Origin of the sequence: Domibacillus sp. DTU_2020_1001157_1_SI_ALB_TIR_016, assembly GCF_032341995.1 — a bacterium.
Taxonomy (GTDB): Bacteria; Bacillota; Bacilli; order Bacillales; family Domibacillaceae; genus Domibacillus; species Domibacillus indicus_A.
Window position 1 is genome coordinate 799,798 of the sequence record NZ_CP135438.1, and the last position, 18,080, is coordinate 817,877.

5 protein-coding genes and 6 rRNA genes are annotated in these 18,080 nt (G+C 47.7%); 8 read left to right on the plus strand and 3 right to left on the minus strand.

Annotated features, from left to right (window positions below):
• The first annotated feature begins 342 nt into the window (after window positions 1–342).
• The 3 genes from RRU94_RS03860 (at window position 343) to rrf (RRU94_RS03870) (ending at window position 5,185) form a co-directional block, all read left to right on the plus strand.
• Window positions 343–1,895, plus strand: a 16S ribosomal RNA gene (locus RRU94_RS03860).
• 164 nt (window positions 1,896–2,059) lie between these two features.
• Window positions 2,060–4,992 (plus strand): 23S ribosomal RNA (locus tag RRU94_RS03865).
• 77 nt (window positions 4,993–5,069) lie between these two features.
• Window positions 5,070–5,185, plus strand: a 5S ribosomal RNA gene (gene rrf / locus RRU94_RS03870).
• The 16S, 23S and 5S rRNA genes sit together here, the layout of an rRNA operon.
• A 54-nt stretch (window positions 5,186–5,239) precedes the next feature.
• On the opposite strand, the gene RRU94_RS03875 is transcribed toward rrf (RRU94_RS03870), so the two are convergent.
• Together RRU94_RS03875 and RRU94_RS03880 are read right to left on the minus strand one after the other, a co-directional pair.
• Complete coding sequence (locus RRU94_RS03875) at window positions 5,240–5,908, minus strand: type 1 glutamine amidotransferase domain-containing protein (RefSeq protein WP_315691875.1); 669 nt, start codon at window positions 5,906–5,908, stop codon at window positions 5,240–5,242.
• 292 nt (window positions 5,909–6,200) lie between these two features.
• Window positions 6,201–6,746 (minus strand): MerR family transcriptional regulator, encoded by a 546-nt coding sequence (locus RRU94_RS03880; protein WP_251274793.1) that lies wholly within the window; start codon window positions 6,744–6,746, stop codon window positions 6,201–6,203.
• 450 nt (window positions 6,747–7,196) lie between these two features.
• Between RRU94_RS03880 and RRU94_RS03885 the strand changes: the two genes are divergently transcribed.
• From RRU94_RS03885 to rrf (RRU94_RS03905), 5 genes are all read left to right on the plus strand, one after another.
• Window positions 7,197–10,382 (plus strand): bifunctional cytochrome P450/NADPH--P450 reductase, encoded by a 3,186-nt coding sequence (locus RRU94_RS03885; RefSeq protein WP_315691876.1) that lies wholly within the window; start codon window positions 7,197–7,199, stop codon window positions 10,380–10,382.
• A gap of 902 nt (window positions 10,383–11,284) precedes the next feature.
• Entirely contained in the window at window positions 11,285–11,935 is a 651-nt protein-coding gene (locus RRU94_RS03890; protein ID WP_315691877.1) for a hypothetical protein, read from the plus strand.
• A 623-nt stretch (window positions 11,936–12,558) separates the two neighbouring features.
• Window positions 12,559–14,112 (plus strand): 16S ribosomal RNA (locus RRU94_RS03895).
• Window positions 14,113–14,276: 164 nt separating this feature from the next.
• Window positions 14,277–17,209: ribosomal RNA gene (locus tag RRU94_RS03900) — 23S ribosomal RNA — on the plus strand.
• 75 nt (window positions 17,210–17,284) lie between these two features.
• Window positions 17,285–17,400: ribosomal RNA gene (gene rrf, locus RRU94_RS03905) — 5S ribosomal RNA — on the plus strand.
• A gap of 84 nt (window positions 17,401–17,484) precedes the next feature.
• On the opposite strand, the gene RRU94_RS03910 is transcribed toward rrf (RRU94_RS03905), so the two are convergent.
• Complete coding sequence (locus RRU94_RS03910) at window positions 17,485–18,075, minus strand: YitT family protein (protein WP_315691878.1); 591 nt, start codon at window positions 18,073–18,075, stop codon at window positions 17,485–17,487.
• Window positions 18,076–18,080 lie beyond the last annotated feature (5 nt).

An 18,080-nucleotide genomic window follows, 5' to 3' on the forward strand; every position in this document is an offset into this window, starting at 1 on the left:
TAATAACATGTACTCATTTGGTTTAATTATTTCAATATAGTTTACTAACGAAAAAATGTTATTGACTTTATGTATTAGATGTACTATGATGATTATCTTCCGTGTTAACGGTATAGTAAAGTTAAAGAATTTTGAGTCACAATAATGATTTATTAAAATAATATTTTTGATAAAAATTGTTGACTTAAAAGTTGATGCATGATATGATTATTTAGCTGTCGGAAACGACAATAAAGAAAATTGATCTTTGAAAACTGAACAAAATAAACGTTAACGTTTTAAGAATTAAACTTCTATAAAGATGCCCGTCATCTTTATAGAAACAAATGAGCAAGTCAAACTTTTTTGGAGAGTTTGATCCTGGCTCAGGACGAACGCTGGCGGCGTGCCTAATACATGCAAGTCGAGCGGACTTGACAGAGCTTGCTCTGTTCAAGTTAGCGGCGGACGGGTGAGTAACACGTGGGCAACCTGCCCTGCAGATTGGGATAACTCCGGGAAACCGGGGCTAATACCGAATAATATTGGAAACCTCCTGGTTTCCTTTTGAAAGGCGGCTTCGGCTGTCACTGCAGGATGGGCCCGCGGCGCATTAGCTAGTTGGTGAGGTAACGGCTTACCAAGGCGACGATGCGTAGCCGACCTGAGAGGGTGATCGGCCACACTGGGACTGAGACACGGCCCAGACTCCTACGGGAGGCAGCAGTAGGGAATCTTCCGCAATGGACGAAAGTCTGACGGAGCAACGCCGCGTGAGTGAAGAAGGTTTTCGGATCGTAAAACTCTGTTGTCAGGGAAGAACAAGTACGGGAGTAACTGCCCGTACCTTGACGGTACCTGGCCAGAAAGCCACGGCTAACTACGTGCCAGCAGCCGCGGTAATACGTAGGTGGCAAGCGTTGTCCGGAATTATTGGGCGTAAAGCGCGCGCAGGCGGCCTTTTAAGTCTGATGTGAAAGCCCACGGCTCAACCGTGGAGGGTCATTGGAAACTGGAAGGCTTGAGTGCAGAAGAGAAGAGCGGAATTCCACGTGTAGCGGTGAAATGCGTAGAGATGTGGAGGAACACCAGTGGCGAAGGCGGCTCTTTGGTCTGTAACTGACGCTGAGGCGCGAAAGCGTGGGGAGCGAACAGGATTAGATACCCTGGTAGTCCACGCCGTAAACGATGAGTGCTAAGTGTTGGGGGGTTTCCGCCCCTCAGTGCTGCAGCTAACGCATTAAGCACTCCGCCTGGGGAGTACGGCCGCAAGGCTGAAACTCAAAGGAATTGACGGGGGCCCGCACAAGCGGTGGAGCATGTGGTTTAATTCGAAGCAACGCGAAGAACCTTACCAGGTCTTGACATCCCGCTGACCTCCCTGGAGACAGGGCTTTCCCTTCGGGGACAGCGGTGACAGGTGGTGCATGGTTGTCGTCAGCTCGTGTCGTGAGATGTTGGGTTAAGTCCCGCAACGAGCGCAACCCTTGATCTTAGTTGCCAGCATTTAGTTGGGCACTCTAAGGTGACTGCCGGTGACAAACCGGAGGAAGGTGGGGATGACGTCAAATCATCATGCCCCTTATGACCTGGGCTACACACGTGCTACAATGGATGGTACAAAGGGCTGCAAGACCGCGAGGTTTAGCCAATCCCATAAAACCATTCTCAGTTCGGATTGCAGGCTGCAACTCGCCTGCATGAAGCTGGAATCGCTAGTAATCGCGGATCAGCATGCCGCGGTGAATACGTTCCCGGGCCTTGTACACACCGCCCGTCACACCACGAGAGTTTGCAACACCCGAAGTCGGTGGGGTAACCCTTACGGGAGCCAGCCGCCGAAGGTGGGGCAGATGATTGGGGTGAAGTCGTAACAAGGTAGCCGTATCGGAAGGTGCGGCTGGATCACCTCCTTTCTAAGGATATTTACGGAAGTGAGAACTTGGTTCTCACACACGTTGACGCGTTATTTTGTTCAGTTTTGAAGGATGAATTCCTTCTATAACAAACATGATTGTTCTTTGAAAACTGGATAATATCGTAAAGTAACACCAAGCAATACCGAGTAATCGCCATTTTAGGTTAAGTTAGAAAGGGCGCACGGTGGATGCCTTGGCACTAGGAGCCGAAGAAGGACGGGACTAACACCGATATGCTCCGGGGAGCTGTAAGTAAGCTTTGATCCGGAGATTTCCGAATGGGGAAACCCACCATCCGTAATGGGATGGTACCCCTGCCTGAATACATAGGGCAGGAGGAGGCATACCCGGGGAACTGAAACATCTAAGTACCCGGAGGAAGAGAAAGCAAACGCGATTCCCTGAGTAGCGGCGAGCGAAACGGGACATAGCCCAAACCAAGAGGCTTGCCTCTTGGGGTTGTAGGACACTCTATACGGAGTTACAAAGGAAGAAGATAGGTGAAGCGATCTGGAAAGATCCGCGGTACAAGGTAACAGCCCTGTAGCTGAAATCTTCTTCTCTCTTGAGTGTATCCTGAGTACGGCGGAACACGAGGAATTCCGTCGGAATCCGGGAGGACCATCTCCCAAGGCTAAATACTCCCTAGTGACCGATAGTGAACCAGTACCGTGAGGGAAAGGTGAAAAGCACCCCGGAAGGGGAGTGAAAGAGATCCTGAAACCGTGTGCCTACAAGTAGTTAGAGCCCTTTAACGGGTGATAGCGTGCCTTTTGTAGAATGAACCGGCGAGTTACGATTTCATGCAAGGTTAAGCTGATAAGGCGGAGCCGCAGCGAAAGCGAGTCTGAATAGGGCGCATGAGTATGAGGTCGTAGACCCGAAACCAGGTGATCTACCCATGTCCAGGATGAAGGTGAGGTAACACTCACTGGAGGTCCGAACCCACGCACGTTGAAAAGTGCGGGGATGAGGTGTGGGTAGCGGTGAAATTCCAATCGAACCTGGAGATAGCTGGTTCTCTCCGAAATAGCTTTAGGGCTAGCCTCAAACGAAGAGTACTGGAGGTAGAGCACTGTTTGGACTAGGGGCCCATCCCGGGTTACCGAATTCAGACAAACTCCGAATGCCAGATACTTATGTTTGGGAGTCAGACTGCGAGTGATAAGATCCGTAGTCAAGAGGGAAACAGCCCAGACCACCAGCTAAGGTCCCCAAGTATACGTTAAGTGGAAAAGGATGTGGAGTTGCCCAGACAACCAGGATGTTGGCTTAGAAGCAGCCACCATTTAAAGAGTGCGTAATAGCTCACTGGTCGAGTGACTCTGCGCCGAAAATGTACCGGGGCTAAACGTATCACCGAAGCTGTGGATTGACACCTTTCGGTGTCAGTGGTAGGAGAGCGTTCCAGGGGCTGTGAAGCCAGACCGGAAGGACTGGTGGAGCGCCTGGAAGTGAGAATGCCGGTATGAGTAGCGAAAGAAGGGTGAGAATCCCTTCCACCGAATGCCTAAGGTTTCCTGAGGAAGGCTCGTCCTCTCAGGGTTAGTCGGGACCTAAGCCGAGGCCGAAAGGCGTAGGCGATGGATAACAGGTTGATATTCCTGTACCACCAAGCATCGTTTGAGTGATGGGGGGACGCAGGAGGATAGGAGATCACGCAGCTGGATACGCGTGTTTAAGCAGTCAGGCTGGAAATGAGGCAAATCCCGTTTCCATTAAAGCTGAGCTGTGATGACGAGGGAATTTTAGTACCGAAGTCTTCGATTCCACACTGCCAAGAAAAGCCTCTAGCGAGATGTAAGGTGCCCGTACCGCAAACCGACACAGGTAGGCGAGGAGAGAATCCTAAGGTGAGCGAGTGAACTCTCGTTAAGGAACTCGGCAAAATGACCCCGTAACTTCGGGAGAAGGGGTGCTCTGGTAGGGTGCAAGCCCGAGAGAGCCGCAGTGAATAGGCCCAGGCGACTGTTTAGCAAAAACACAGGTCTCTGCAAAGCCGCAAGGCGACGTATAGGGGCTGACGCCTGCCCGGTGCTGGAAGGTTAAGAGGAGGGCTTAGCGCAAGCGAAGGTCTGAATTGAAGCCCCAGTAAACGGCGGCCGTAACTATAACGGTCCTAAGGTAGCGAAATTCCTTGTCGGGTAAGTTCCGACCCGCACGAAAGGCGCAACGATCTGGGCACTGTCTCAACGAGAGACTCGGTGAAATTATAGTACCTGTGAAGATGCAGGTTACCCGCGACAGGACGGAAAGACCCCGTGGAGCTTTACTGCAGCCTGATATTGAATTTTGGCACAGTCTGCACAGGATAGGCAGGAGCCTTGGAAGCCGGAGCGCCAGCTTCGGTGGAGGCGCTGGTGGGATACTGCCCTGACTGTGTTGAAATTCTAACCCGCACCCGTAATCCGGGTGGGAGACAGTGTCAGGCGGGCAGTTTGACTGGGGCGGTCGCCTCCTAAAATGTAACGGAGGCGCCCAAAGGTTCCCTCAGAATGGTTGGAAATCATTCGCAGAGTGTAAAGGCACAAGGGAGCTTGACTGCGAGACCTACAAGTCGAGCAGGGACGAAAGTCGGGCTTAGTGATCCGGTGGTTCCGCATGGAAGGGCCATCGCTCAACGGATAAAAGCTACCCCGGGGATAACAGGCTTATCTCCCCCAAGAGTCCACATCGACGGGGAGGTTTGGCACCTCGATGTCGGCTCATCGCATCCTGGGGCTGTAGTCGGTCCCAAGGGTTGGGCTGTTCGCCCATTAAAGCGGTACGCGAGCTGGGTTCAGAACGTCGTGAGACAGTTCGGTCCCTATCCGTCGCGGGCGCAGGAAATTTGAGAGGAGCTGTCCTTAGTACGAGAGGACCGGGATGGACACACCGCTGGTGTACCAGTTGTCTCGCCAGAGGCATCGCTGGGTAGCTATGTGTGGACGGGATAAGTGCTGAAAGCATCTAAGCATGAAGCCCCCCTCAAGATGAGATTTCCCATTACGCAAGTAAGTAAGATCCCTTGAAGATGACGAGGTAGATAGGTTCGAGGTGGAAGTGCGGTGACGCATGGAGCTGACGAATACTAATCGATCGAGGACTTAATCAAGATTAACAATGGCACGGTATGCCGTTACTTTACAGAGATTATCCAGTTTTGAAGGAACAATTTTGTTCCATATATAGTCTGGTGGCAATAGCGAAGAGGTCACACCCGTTCCCATCCCGAACACGGCCGTTAAGCTCTTCAGCGCCGATGGTAGTTGGGGGTTTCCCCCTGTGAGAGCAGGACGCCGCCAGGCAAGACAGTGAGGACAGCGAAAGCTGTCCTCTTTTTGTTTTTTCTGTTAAAATCTTTACTTGTTTCTTTCTTCTAGAGCTTTGACTAACTCTTCTCCCAATGCTTCGGAAGAAAAGGGATCACGTCCGGTCAACAGCTGTTTATTTCCCCATACGACTTTTTCTTCTGATGTATAGTCAGCGATCTTTCTCATTTCTCCTTCAAGACTGTACGGCAGAATATCTGGGAGACCTTCTGGTTCCATGGCTTCCGGATACCCAGTGACACGTAAGCCGGAAATGATGCTTTTGCCGTCAGAGCGCTTTGTCCAAATTAAAGGAGCGGGCCCGTGGCATACGGCAGACACAATATTTCCGTTATCGTAAATGGAGTTAATGATTTGATGCAGCTCTTCACTTTTAGCCAGATCATACATGGCTCCATGGCCTCCTACAATGAGCACAGCGTCATATTCATCGGGGTTTACTTCAGATAGAGCCGTTGTATGGTCCGCTTTTCCGGATTCATATAACGTTTTATATTTCCCTTCAGGATCATATTCTTTCGCTAAGCTATGTTTGTCAATTTCGGGTTTGCCGCCTAATGGAGAAGCTAAGTTTACTTGGTGTCCCGCTTTTTCAAGCAGCTCCATCGGGGCAAATAATTCTTCTCCCCACCATCCGGTTTCATAATTATTTTTTGTATCTTTAAACCCGCTTGATAATACTGCTAACACTTTAGCCATGATTAGTTCCTCCTTTTACTCTCATACTCTCCATAAACAAGTTATCCTTTCTACGTCTTTTTAAACAATTATTTAGAGTGCAAGACGGAAAAAGAAACAGCAAAGGAATTCAATAGCTGAATGGCGTAGGATTTCTGCTCCGGTTTTTGAACAGCTTTCGTGGTTACACCAGAAAGCGGCTATGTGAACAAATACGATAAAAAAAGCGCTGTCCTTCTGCTTGAAGGACAGCGCTTTTTTAGAGAGGGCGGACTTTTATAAAAATGAATGTGCGTAAAGCGGAAACAGCGCCTTATTCGTTTTCTTTAGAAAACCATTTGAAAAAGCGTTTCTTTTTTATTTCTGCTTTTTTAGCTTCCTGCGTATTTTTTAAAGATTCAAGAAGAAGCTGATCCCGCCTGTTCAATGAATCCTTAATGTATTGCTGCTGCTCGTCTAATTTATTGACAAGCGCTTGATTAAACTGTTCCTGCCGTTCCATCCGTTCCATAATGACGGCTAAATCTTTCCGAATGCCACTTGCTGGTTCTTCATTGACAAGTTCGGGTTTTATTTGCGTTTCGCCTGTAGCAAAGTAATATTCAATTTGTTTAATCGAATAGTTTTGTTCACGGCTCAATTTGCGGATAAGCAGCAGTCTCTTTAAAGCAGGCTCATCAAAATAGTTATATCCATTGTCTCCCTGAACGGTAGGAATATAAGCCTTTAACTCCCTCAGCCAATTACGGACTACACCAGGGCTTTCATTGACCTGTTTAGCGGCTTCTTTTACTGTTAAACGCATTTCCTCTACGTGTTCAGCGGGATTTTCTACAGTTTGCTCTTTCGTTTGAGTCATGATTTGTATCATCCTTTCAAGATAGGTTTTAACACATGTGTCTGATAACGATACGGTATAAGGATCTTATAAAGGTGTGTCATGAATCTCAACAAGCTTTCCAAGTACGTTCTTTCATATATGTGTTAAGTTCGGTGTATGGAAAGAATGTCCTTTCACTAAATTTGTCGTTTAGTTAGAAGTTTTAGGACAAAAGAAGAGAAGTGGGGAAGCGTGCAGGCCGGCTTCTGCTGCTTTGTTCTGTTTCCAGGTTTTTTATCCATAGGACTCACGATTTTTCCAGCCCGAGCAAAAGCCAAGTACATCATTTTTTTCCAAATAAAGAATATAGATAGGCCAATATGTGCTTTTACCGGCCGATCATTACGTAATATTGGAAGGTAAATTCTAATAAATGGTAGGATATTGATGAAGGAATTAGTCCATTTATTGAAGAAAGGGTGTTTTTATATGAAGGAAGCCAGCACGATTCCTCAGCCGAAAACCTTTGGCCCGCTCGGAAATCTCCCGTTAATTGATCGCGATAAACCGACTTTATCGCTTATAAAACTGGCGGAGGAATTTGGCCCTATTTTTCAATTACATACACCGGCGGGTACGTCAGTAGTCGTTTCCGGACATGAACTTGTCGCAGAAGTATGCGATGAATCCCGCTTTGATAAAAGTGTTGAAGGAGCTTTGGAAAAAGTCCGTGCTTTTGCAGGAGACGGGCTGTTTACGAGCTGGACTCATGAATCCAACTGGAGAAAAGCCCATAATATTCTCGTCCCTACATTTAGCCAGCGGGCTATGAAGGGTTATCATTCCATGATGGTCGATATCGCTGTCCAGCTTGTTCAAAAATGGGCGAGGCTGAATCCAAATGAGCCTGTCGATGTTCCAGAAGATATGACCCGCCTTACGCTGGATACCATTGGATTGTGTGGCTTTAACTACCGCTTTAACAGCTTTTATAGAGAAAATCCTCATCCGTTTATCACAAGTATGGTCCGCGCTTTGGATGAAGCGATGCAGCAAATGCAGCGCCTTTCTTTGCAGGATAAATTGATGGGGCGAACGAAGCGGCAGTTTCAACATGATATCCAGATGATGTTTACCTTGGTAGACAATATTATTGCCGAGCGCAGAGCGAGTGAACATCAAGAAGAAAATGATCTGCTTTCCCGCATGTTACATGTGAAAGATCCTGAAACGGGTGAAAAGCTGGATGATGAAAATATTCGCTTTCAAATTATTACATTTTTAATAGCAGGGCACGAAACAACAAGTGGTTTGTTGTCATTTGCTCTTTACTTCTTATTAAAAAATCCCGATACACTGAAAAAAGCGTATGAAGAAGTGGATCAGGTGTTAACAGGTGCAACACCAACGTATAAGCAGGTATTACAGCTTAAATATGTCCGTATGATTTTAAATGAATCGCTCCGCTTGTGGCCGACCGCCCCTGCATTCAGTCTTTATGCAAAGGAAGATACAGTCATTGGCGGCAAGTATCCGATAAAAAAAGAGAAGGAAAGGGTAGCTGTACTGATTCCGCAGCTGCACCGGGATAAAGAGGCGTGGGGAGAAGATGCAGAAGAATTTCGTCCAGAACGGTTTGAAGACCCGAAAAAAGTGCCTCATCATGCCTATAAGCCATTTGGAAACGGCCAGCGGGCGTGCATTGGCATGCAGTTTGCCCTCCATGAGGCTACTCTTGTACTGGGAATGCTGCTTCAGCATTTTGAATTGATTGATTATGAAAATTATGATCTTGATATAAAACAAACATTAACCTTAAAACCAGGGGATTTTAAAATACAAGTTCAGCCGCGTATGCAATCAGCTGTTTACACACCTGTTCTGGCTCCTGGAGAAAAAAGAGTGGAGAATCATGAAGAAGAGGAAGTTCAAAGAGCCTCGATTTTAGGTGTTCATAATCGCCCGCTGCTTGTTTTATACGGCTCTGATACGGGGACGGCAGAAGGGGTGGCGCGTGAGCTGGCCGATACCGCTGGCTTACATGGTGTACGTACAGAAGTAGCGCCATTAAATGATCGAATCGGGGCTCTACCGAAAGAAGGAGCGGTCTTAATCGTCACTTCTTCTTATAATGGAAAACCACCAAGCAATGCAGGTCAGTTTGTGCAATGGCTGGAAGAAGTAAAAGAAGGAGAGCTTGAAGGTGTGCGTTATGCAGTATTTGGATGCGGTGATCATAACTGGGCTAGTACGTATCAGTACATACCGAGGTGGATTGATGAGCAGCTTGCCCAAAAAGGGGCGCTGCGGTTCTCCGCACGTGGTGAAGCGGATGCAAGCGGAGATTTTGAGGAACAGCTTGATCACTGGAAACGTAAAATGTGGACGGATGCCATAGAAACCTTTGGGCTGCAGCTTAATGAAAAGGCGGAAACGGAGCGGAGCACACTAAGCCTTCAGTTTGTGAAAGGACTAGGAGGGTCTCCTCTCGCTCGATCGTACGAAGCGGTTTATGCTTCGGTTAGAGAGAATCGGGAACTCCAGTCGCCAGACAGCGGCCGAAGCACCCGGCATATTGAGGTGGTTTTGCCGGAAGGTATTACCTATCAAGAAGGAGATCACCTCGGTGTACTGCCTGCAAATAGCCGGGAAAATATTCATCGTATTCTCCAGAGATATGCCTTAAACGGAAACGATCAAGTGATGCTGACAGCCAGCGGACGCAGTGTAGCTCACTTGCCCTTAGACCGGCCGGTGAGCTTGAATGATCTTCTTGCTTACAGTGTGGAAGTGCAGGAAGCAGCGACTAGAGCGCAGATACGGGAACTGGCCGCTTTTACTCTTTGTCCTCCACATAAACGTGAATTAGAAGCTTTAATTGAAGAAGGGATTTATCAAGAGGAAATACTCAAAAAACGCGTTTCGATGCTGGATCTTCTGGAAAAGTACGAAGCATGTGAACTGCCATTTGAACGGTTTTTGGCACTTTTACGCCCGTTAAAACCGCGCTATTATTCGATATCGAGCTCTCCTCGCGCAAATCCGGACCGATGCAGCATAACGGTCGGTGTTGTACAAGGGCCTGCCTGGAGCGGCCAGGGGGAATACCGGGGAGTGGCGTCTACTTACTTAGCGGACCGTAAGCAGGGAGAAGATATCTTGATTTTTGTCCGTACGCCGGAATCCCGGTTTCAGTTGCCTCAAGATTTTGAGACGCCAATCGTTATGGTTGGTCCAGGAACAGGAGTGGCACCTTTTCGTGGTTTTCTTCAGGCCCGTGCTGCCATGAAACAAGAAGGCCGAACATTAGGTGAAGCCCATCTTTATTTCGGATGCCGCAATGAAAAAGACTTCATTTACCGTGAAGAACTGGAGGGTTATGAAAAAGAGGGAATTGTGACGCTTCATACGGCTTTTTCTCGTAAAGAAGAAGCCCCGAAAGCGTACGTACAGCATTTAATGCAGAAAGATACAGCGGAATTAATTCGTATTCTCGATGAGGGAGGCCGGCTTTATGTATGCGGGGATGGAACCAGAATGGCTCCGGATGTAGAAACGGCCCTGCAGAAAGCTTACGAATCCGTTCACGGAGCAACAGAACAGGAAGCCATGCAGTGGTTATGGAAGCTACAGGAAGATGGAAGGTATGCAAAAGACGTGTGGGCAGGGATTTAAAAGCAGAAAACATAAGCTTTACCGGTTTAAAAGCAGGGGAAAAAGATATTTTGTTCAAAAGAAAAGAGAATGCCTGCAGGCATTCTCTTTCCTATAGGATAATGGACACTAGCTCGTCCACGCTCTCTGTTCCATTTTTTAATTAATCGTTGTTACGCTGTTTGCCTCGAGCTTCGCCGCCTTTACGGCCTGCTTCTTCACGGCTCATTTTATCATTATTGTTTACCATTGAAAGTTTCTTCTCAGTTCAGTTGGATTTTACGATGTTACAGTGTTTAGATTACCCGCCTGTTCTCCCTATAAACAACTTTATTAAGATGAAGCTTAAAAGAACATTTATTATATTTAAAAAGCAAAAAAGAAAAATAAATGGATTTGTTCTTTGGTTTTTGGGGTATAGCTAAAATGAAGTAATAAAAGAATATAATCATTGGGTAGGATAGCAAGGGTGGCTGTCAATGTATATGGCGTAGGTGGGGCCAATACGATTAATAAAGACATTGTATTTTTTTATTACTTAAATTTTTATAATAAAACTGGCTTGCCAGCATCTAAAAAATAATAAATGAGCTCCTGGCCTTTATAAAGGTCGGGGGCTCATTTTCGTGTAGTGCTAACATTCATGCAAATATAACATACAGTAATTATAAGAAAGTAATCGATAGCATTCGCTGTTTAAGGGGCAGCGCTTTTTTGGGTGGCATGACGGAGATGTCATGCCACCAGATCGATGGTAAAAAAGACTGTATATTGAAGAAGTTTTTAGGCGATTCTTTGGAAGTGAACCCTTCCTTCAGTGAGCGGGTCTTATATGAACTAAAACGAACTTTCTATATAGGAAGAGGCAGATATACAAACCCTCCTGGTACGTATGCATCTCATTTTAAAAAGGAGAGGGAGAAATGAGAGACCTTGAACAAATTTATGAATTTTCAAAAGCATTTACTGCATATTTGCAGTCCATTAATGTCTCTGCAATGAAGGATGCTTATACAAAAGAAAAGCTTTGTCATTTTCAGAAGGCTTTTGCTGCTTTACCTATGCGTAATCTTTCGCGCGATCTAGCACTTTTAATTTCCCAGATGAAAGACGGGGCACATTCATCCGCTGCCAGCTTTTATGCTTTTCCCACTCTCCAAAAAATTGATTTTCTCCCTGAGGAAACCAAAAAAGCATTAGATAGTCATTTGTCTCGTTTTTCAAAAGGCCAGTACTTTTCTAGTATAGGGCGTGTTATATCTGATCCCGGCCTTCAAAAGCAGACACTCACTTTTTTAAAGAAAGCAGGGATTTTAGAAGACCGCTTTATTGTAATATGCCCCCGTTGTGGTAAAAGCCGCTTGTCTGCTTTTATGACTTTGTCGGAGAAGGAGGAGTTAGAATGTCTCTTTTCACACCCTGAGAAAAGAGACATTCTAGAAATGCATATAAGGGACCTTTGTCACTTATGCCAGTTTCAGTTTCCCTATGACACCATTCAGATTGATGAAATTCCTTTTCAAGTTTTAACAAAAGTGATAGGAGTTCCGGCGCCTGGCCTCTGCAAGGAATAAGGGAAAGGTATATATTCATGATCATCGCGGAAGCAGTACTTACCGATAAAAGCTTCAATGGATTAGTTGTTTTAAGAATAAAGTTGTGTTGTGGTGTACTCTACAGTGTATCAGCAGATATAAAATCTACTTTTATCATATTTCATTCAACTACTGTTATTTTGGGTTAGACTGGGTTTATAAACATAACTAGGTAAGAAAAATAAGGGGAAATATTATTGCCATAGAAGTACGAACGTGTTATATTATTAGTCCGTCGCTAATACAGTAGCGTGCGGGATAAACCTATATAAAGGTTATATTAATTATTTGGATATAATGTAATAAGAAAGTTCTTATTGACTAATTACATCCAAATGTACTATAATAACTTTCTGTCGCTTTTGATGTATCATCGATGAAGCGACAAATATGAATTCTAATAATCATTTATCAAAATATTATTTTGATAAAAAGTTGTTGACTTGAAAGTTAATACGTGATATGATTATTTAGCTGTCGGGAACGACAGTGAAGAAAATTGATCTTTGAAAACTGAACAAAATAAACGTCAACGTTTTAAATTTTTATCTTCCATTAAAAACACCCCGTGTTTTAATGGAAACAAATGAGCAAGTCAAACTTTTTTGGAGAGTTTGATCCTGGCTCAGGACGAACGCTGGCGGCGTGCCTAATACATGCAAGTCGAGCGGACTTGACAGAGCTTGCTCCTGTTCAAGTTAGCGGCGGACGGGTGAGTAACACGTGGGCAACCTGCCCTGCAGATTGGGATAACTCCGGGAAACCGGGGCTAATACCGAATAATATTGGAAACCTCCTGGTTTCCTTTTGAAAGGCGGCTTCGGCTGTCACTGCAGGATGGGCCCGCGGCGCATTAGCTAGTTGGTGAGGTAACGGCTTACCAAGGCGACGATGCGTAGCCGACCTGAGAGGGTGATCGGCCACACTGGGACTGAGACACGGCCCAGACTCCTACGGGAGGCAGCAGTAGGGAATCTTCCGCAATGGACGAAAGTCTGACGGAGCAACGCCGCGTGAGTGAAGAAGGTTTTCGGATCGTAAAACTCTGTTGTCAGGGAAGAACAAGTACGGGAGTAACTGCCCGTACCTTGACGGTACCTGGCCAGAAAGCCACGGCTAACTACGTGCCAGCAGCCGCGGTAATACGTAGGTGGCAAGCGTTGTCCGGAATTATTGGGCGTAAAGCGCGCGCAGGCGGCCTTTTAAGTCTGATGTGAAAGCCCACGGCTCAACCGTGGAGGGTCATTGGAAACTGGAAGGCTTGAGTGCAGAAGAGAAGAGCGGAATTCCACGTGTAGCGGTGAAATGCGTAGAGATGTGGAGGAACACCAGTGGCGAAGGCGGCTCTTTGGTCTGTAACTGACGCTGAGGCGCGAAAGCGTGGGGAGCGAACAGGATTAGATACCCTGGTAGTCCACGCCGTAAACGATGAGTGCTAAGTGTTGGGGGGTTTCCGCCCCTCAGTGCTGCAGCTAACGCATTAAGCACTCCGCCTGGGGAGTACGGCCGCAAGGCTGAAACTCAAAGGAATTGACGGGGGCCCGCACAAGCGGTGGAGCATGTGGTTTAATTCGAAGCAACGCGAAGAACCTTACCAGGTCTTGACATCCCGCTGACCTCCCTGGAGACAGGGCTTTCCCTTCGGGGACAGCGGTGACAGGTGGTGCATGGTTGTCGTCAGCTCGTGTCGTGAGATGTTGGGTTAAGTCCCGCAACGAGCGCAACCCTTGATCTTAGTTGCCAGCATTTAGTTGGGCACTCTAAGGTGACTGCCGGTGACAAACCGGAGGAAGGTGGGGATGACGTCAAATCATCATGCCCCTTATGACCTGGGCTACACACGTGCTACAATGGATGGTACAAAGGGCTGCAAAACCGCGAGGTTTAGCCAATCCCATAAAACCATTCTCAGTTCGGATTGCAGGCTGCAACTCGCCTGCATGAAGCTGGAATCGCTAGTAATCGCGGATCAGCATGCCGCGGTGAATACGTTCCCGGGCCTTGTACACACCGCCCGTCACACCACGAGAGTTTGCAACACCCGAAGTCGGTGGGGTAACCCTTACGGGAGCCAGCCGCCGAAGGTGGGGCAGATGATTGGGGTGAAGTCGTAACAAGGTAGCCGTATCGGAAGGTGCGGCTGGATCACCTCCTTTCTAAGGATATTTACGGAAGTGAGAACTTGGTTCTCACACACGTTGACGCGTTATTTTGTTCAGTTTTGAAGGATGAATTCCTTCTATAACAAACATGATTGTTCTTTGAAAACTGGATAATATCGTAAAGTAACACCAAGCAATACCGAGTAATCGCCATTTTAGGTTAAGTTAGAAAGGGCGCACGGTGGATGCCTTGGCACTAGGAGCCGAAGAAGGACGGGACTAACACCGATATGCTCCGGGGAGCTGTAAGTAAGCTTTGATCCGGAGATTTCCGAATGGGGAAACCCACCATCCGTAATGGGATGGTACCCCTGCCTGAATACATAGGGCAGGAGGAGGCATACCCGGGGAACTGAAACATCTAAGTACCCGGAGGAAGAGAAAGCAAACGCGATTCCCTGAGTAGCGGCGAGCGAAACGGGACATAGCCCAAACCAAGAGGCTTGCCTCTTGGGGTTGTAGGACACTCTATACGGAGTTACAAAGGAAGAAGATAGGTGAAGCGATCTGGAAAGATCCGCGGTACAAGGTAACAGCCCTGTAGCTGAAATCTTCTTCTCTCTTGAGTGTATCCTGAGTACGGCGGAACACGAGGAATTCCGTCGGAATCCGGGAGGACCATCTCCCAAGGCTAAATACTCCCTAGTGACCGATAGTGAACCAGTACCGTGAGGGAAAGGTGAAAAGCACCCCGGAAGGGGAGTGAAAGAGATCCTGAAACCGTGTGCCTACAAGTAGTTAGAGCCCTTTAACGGGTGATAGCGTGCCTTTTGTAGAATGAACCGGCGAGTTACGATTTCATGCAAGGTTAAGCTGATAAGGCGGAGCCGCAGCGAAAGCGAGTCTGAACAGGGCGTTTGAGTATGAGGTCGTAGACCCGAAACCAGGTGATCTACCCATGTCCAGGATGAAGGTGAGGTAACACTCACTGGAGGTCCGAACCCACGCACGTTGAAAAGTGCGGGGATGAGGTGTGGGTAGCGGTGAAATTCCAATCGAACCTGGAGATAGCTGGTTCTCTCCGAAATAGCTTTAGGGCTAGCCTCAAACGAAGAGTACTGGAGGTAGAGCACTGTTTGGACTAGGGGCCCATCCCGGGTTACCGAATTCAGACAAACTCCGAATGCCAGATACTTATGTTTGGGAGTCAGACTGCGAGTGATAAGATCCGTAGTCAAGAGGGAAACAGCCCAGACCACCAGCTAAGGTCCCAAAGTATACGTTAAGTGGAAAAGGATGTGGAGTTGCCCAGACAACCAGGATGTTGGCTTAGAAGCAGCCACCATTTAAAGAGTGCGTAATAGCTCACTGGTCGAGTGACTCTGCGCCGAAAATGTACCGGGGCTAAACGTATCACCGAAGCTGTGGATTGACACCTTATGGTGTCAGTGGTAGGAGAGCGTTCCAGGGGCGGTGAAGCCAGACCGGAAGGACTGGTGGAGCGCCTGGAAGTGAGAATGCCGGTATGAGTAGCGAAAGAAGGGTGAGAATCCCTTCCACCGAATGCCTAAGGTTTCCTGAGGAAGGCTCGTCCTCTCAGGGTTAGTCGGGACCTAAGCCGAGGCCGAAAGGCGTAGGCGATGGATAACAGGTTGATATTCCTGTACCACCAAGCATCGTTTGAGTGATGGGGGGACGCAGGAGGATAGGAGATCACGCAGCTGGATACGCGTGTTTAAGCAGTCAGGCTGGAAATGAGGCAAATCCCGTTTCCATTAAGGCTGAGCTGTGATGACGAGGGAATTTTAGTACCGAAGTCTTCGATTCCACACTGCCAAGAAAAGCCTCTAGCGAGATGTAAGGTGCCCGTACCGCAAACCGACACAGGTAGGCGAGGAGAGAATCCTAAGGTGAGCGAGTGAACTCTCGTTAAGGAACTCGGCAAAATGACCCCGTAACTTCGGGAGAAGGGGTGCTCTGGTAGGGTGCAAGCCCGAGAGAGCCGCAGTGAATAGGCCCAGGCGACTGTTTAGCAAAAACACAGGTCTCTGCAAAGCCGCAAGGCGACGTATAGGGGCTGACGCCTGCCCGGTGCTGGAAGGTTAAGAGGAGGGCTTAGCGCAAGCGAAGGTCTGAATTGAAGCCCCAGTAAACGGCGGCCGTAACTATAACGGTCCTAAGGTAGCGAAATTCCTTGTCGGGTAAGTTCCGACCCGCACGAAAGGCGCAACGATCTGGGCACTGTCTCAACGAGAGACTCGGTGAAATTATAGTACCTGTGAAGATGCAGGTTACCCGCGACAGGACGGAAAGACCCCGTGGAGCTTTACTGCAGCCTGATATTGAATTTCGGCACAGTCTGCACAGGATAGGCAGGAGCCTTGGAAGCCGGAGCGCCAGCTTCGGTGGAGGCGCTGGTGGGATACTGCCCTGACTGTGTTGAAATTCTAACCCGCACCCGTGATCCGGGTGGGAGACAGTGTCAGGCGGGCAGTTTGACTGGGGCGGTCGCCTCCTAAAATGTAACGGAGGCGCCCAAAGGTTCCCTCAGAATGGTTGGAAATCATTCGCAGAGTGTAAAGGCACAAGGGAGCTTGACTGCGAGACCTACAAGTCGAGCAGGGACGAAAGTCGGGCTTAGTGATCCGGTGGTTCCGCATGGAAGGGCCATCGCTCAACGGATAAAAGCTACCCCGGGGATAACAGGCTTATCTCCCCCAAGAGTCCACATCGACGGGGAGGTTTGGCACCTCGATGTCGGCTCATCGCATCCTGGGGCTGTAGTCGGTCCCAAGGGTTGGGCTGTTCGCCCATTAAAGCGGTACGCGAGCTGGGTTCAGAACGTCGTGAGACAGTTCGGTCCCTATCCGTCGCGGGCGCAGGAAATTTGAGAGGAGCTGTCCTTAGTACGAGAGGACCGGGATGGACACACCGCTGGTGTACCAGTTGTCTCGCCAGAGGCATCGCTGGGTAGCTATGTGTGGACGGGATAAGTGCTGAAAGCATCTAAGCATGAAGCCCCCCTCAAGATGAGATTTCCCATTACGCAAGTAAGTAAGATCCCTTGAAGATGACGAGGTAGATAGGTTCGAGGTGGAAGTGCGGCGACGCATGGAGCTGACGAATACTAATCGATCGAGGACTTAATCAAGATCCAAATGGCATCGGTATGCCGTTACTTTACAGAGATTATCTAGTTTTGAAGGAACAATTTTGTTCCATATAGTCTGGTGGCAATAGCGAAGAGGTCACACCCGTTCCCATCCCGAACACGGCCGTTAAGCTCTTCAGCGCCGATGGTAGTTGGGGGTTTCCCCCTGTGAGAGCAGGACGCCGCCAGGCAAGAAGTGAGGACAGCGAAAGCTTGTCCTCTTTTTTGTTGTCTCAAAAAGTGGTTAGGATACCTTTTAGCTCAAATATAAGCCGTTACTGTTCTTCCTGTTTCCTTGCTGACACCAAGCTCGTGGTGATGCCAACACATGTGACAGTGAGGCAGGATAAGAAAATGGAGCCATCTGAAATAATCATACTTCCGATAGAAACAATAAGAAAATCAATCATAAAAATGATGACGCCTGGGTTTAAATTTCTGTGTCTCGCAAACATGAGACCCAGGAGATCTGTTCCACCGACGCTTGTATTAAACCAGAGCATACAGCCGATACCAAGACCGACCGTAATCCCTCCAAGAATAGCAAACACAATGGGAATGTTAAATTGTTCCCCAATAGCGTGCAGAGGATAAAATAAATCAATCATAAAAGACGAAAAAAGCATGCCGTGGAGACTGTTATAAAAAAAAGAGCGGTTGTAAAACCAGGAAAAAATAAAAATCGGTATATTGATTAAAATAATGACTAGTCCCACTTGTACTCCTGTCACGTAATGAGAAATGAGCCCGATGCCAATCGCTCCACCGTCCAGCAGCTCAGAGGGGACAAGAAAGAAGTTAATGCCCACTGCAATAAAAAAGCTTCCAATTAGAATGGAAATAAATTTGCGAAGAAAGATCGTCATCCCTG

Coding starts and splice junctions, on each gene's coding strand:
- RRU94_RS03875 (WP_315691875.1), bottom strand. CDS start 5,908: ATGGCTAAAGTGTTAGCAGTATTATCAAGCGGGTTTAAAGATACAAAA.
- RRU94_RS03885 (WP_315691876.1), top strand. CDS start 7,197: ATGAAGGAAGCCAGCACGATTCCTCAGCCGAAAACCTTTGGCCCGCTC.
- RRU94_RS03890 (WP_315691877.1), top strand. CDS start 11,285: ATGAGAGACCTTGAACAAATTTATGAATTTTCAAAAGCATTTACTGCA.
- RRU94_RS03880 (WP_251274793.1), bottom strand. CDS start 6,746: ATGACTCAAACGAAAGAGCAAACTGTAGAAAATCCCGCTGAACACGTA.
- RRU94_RS03910 (WP_315691878.1), bottom strand. CDS start 18,075: ATGACGATCTTTCTTCGCAAATTTATTTCCATTCTAATTGGAAGCTTT.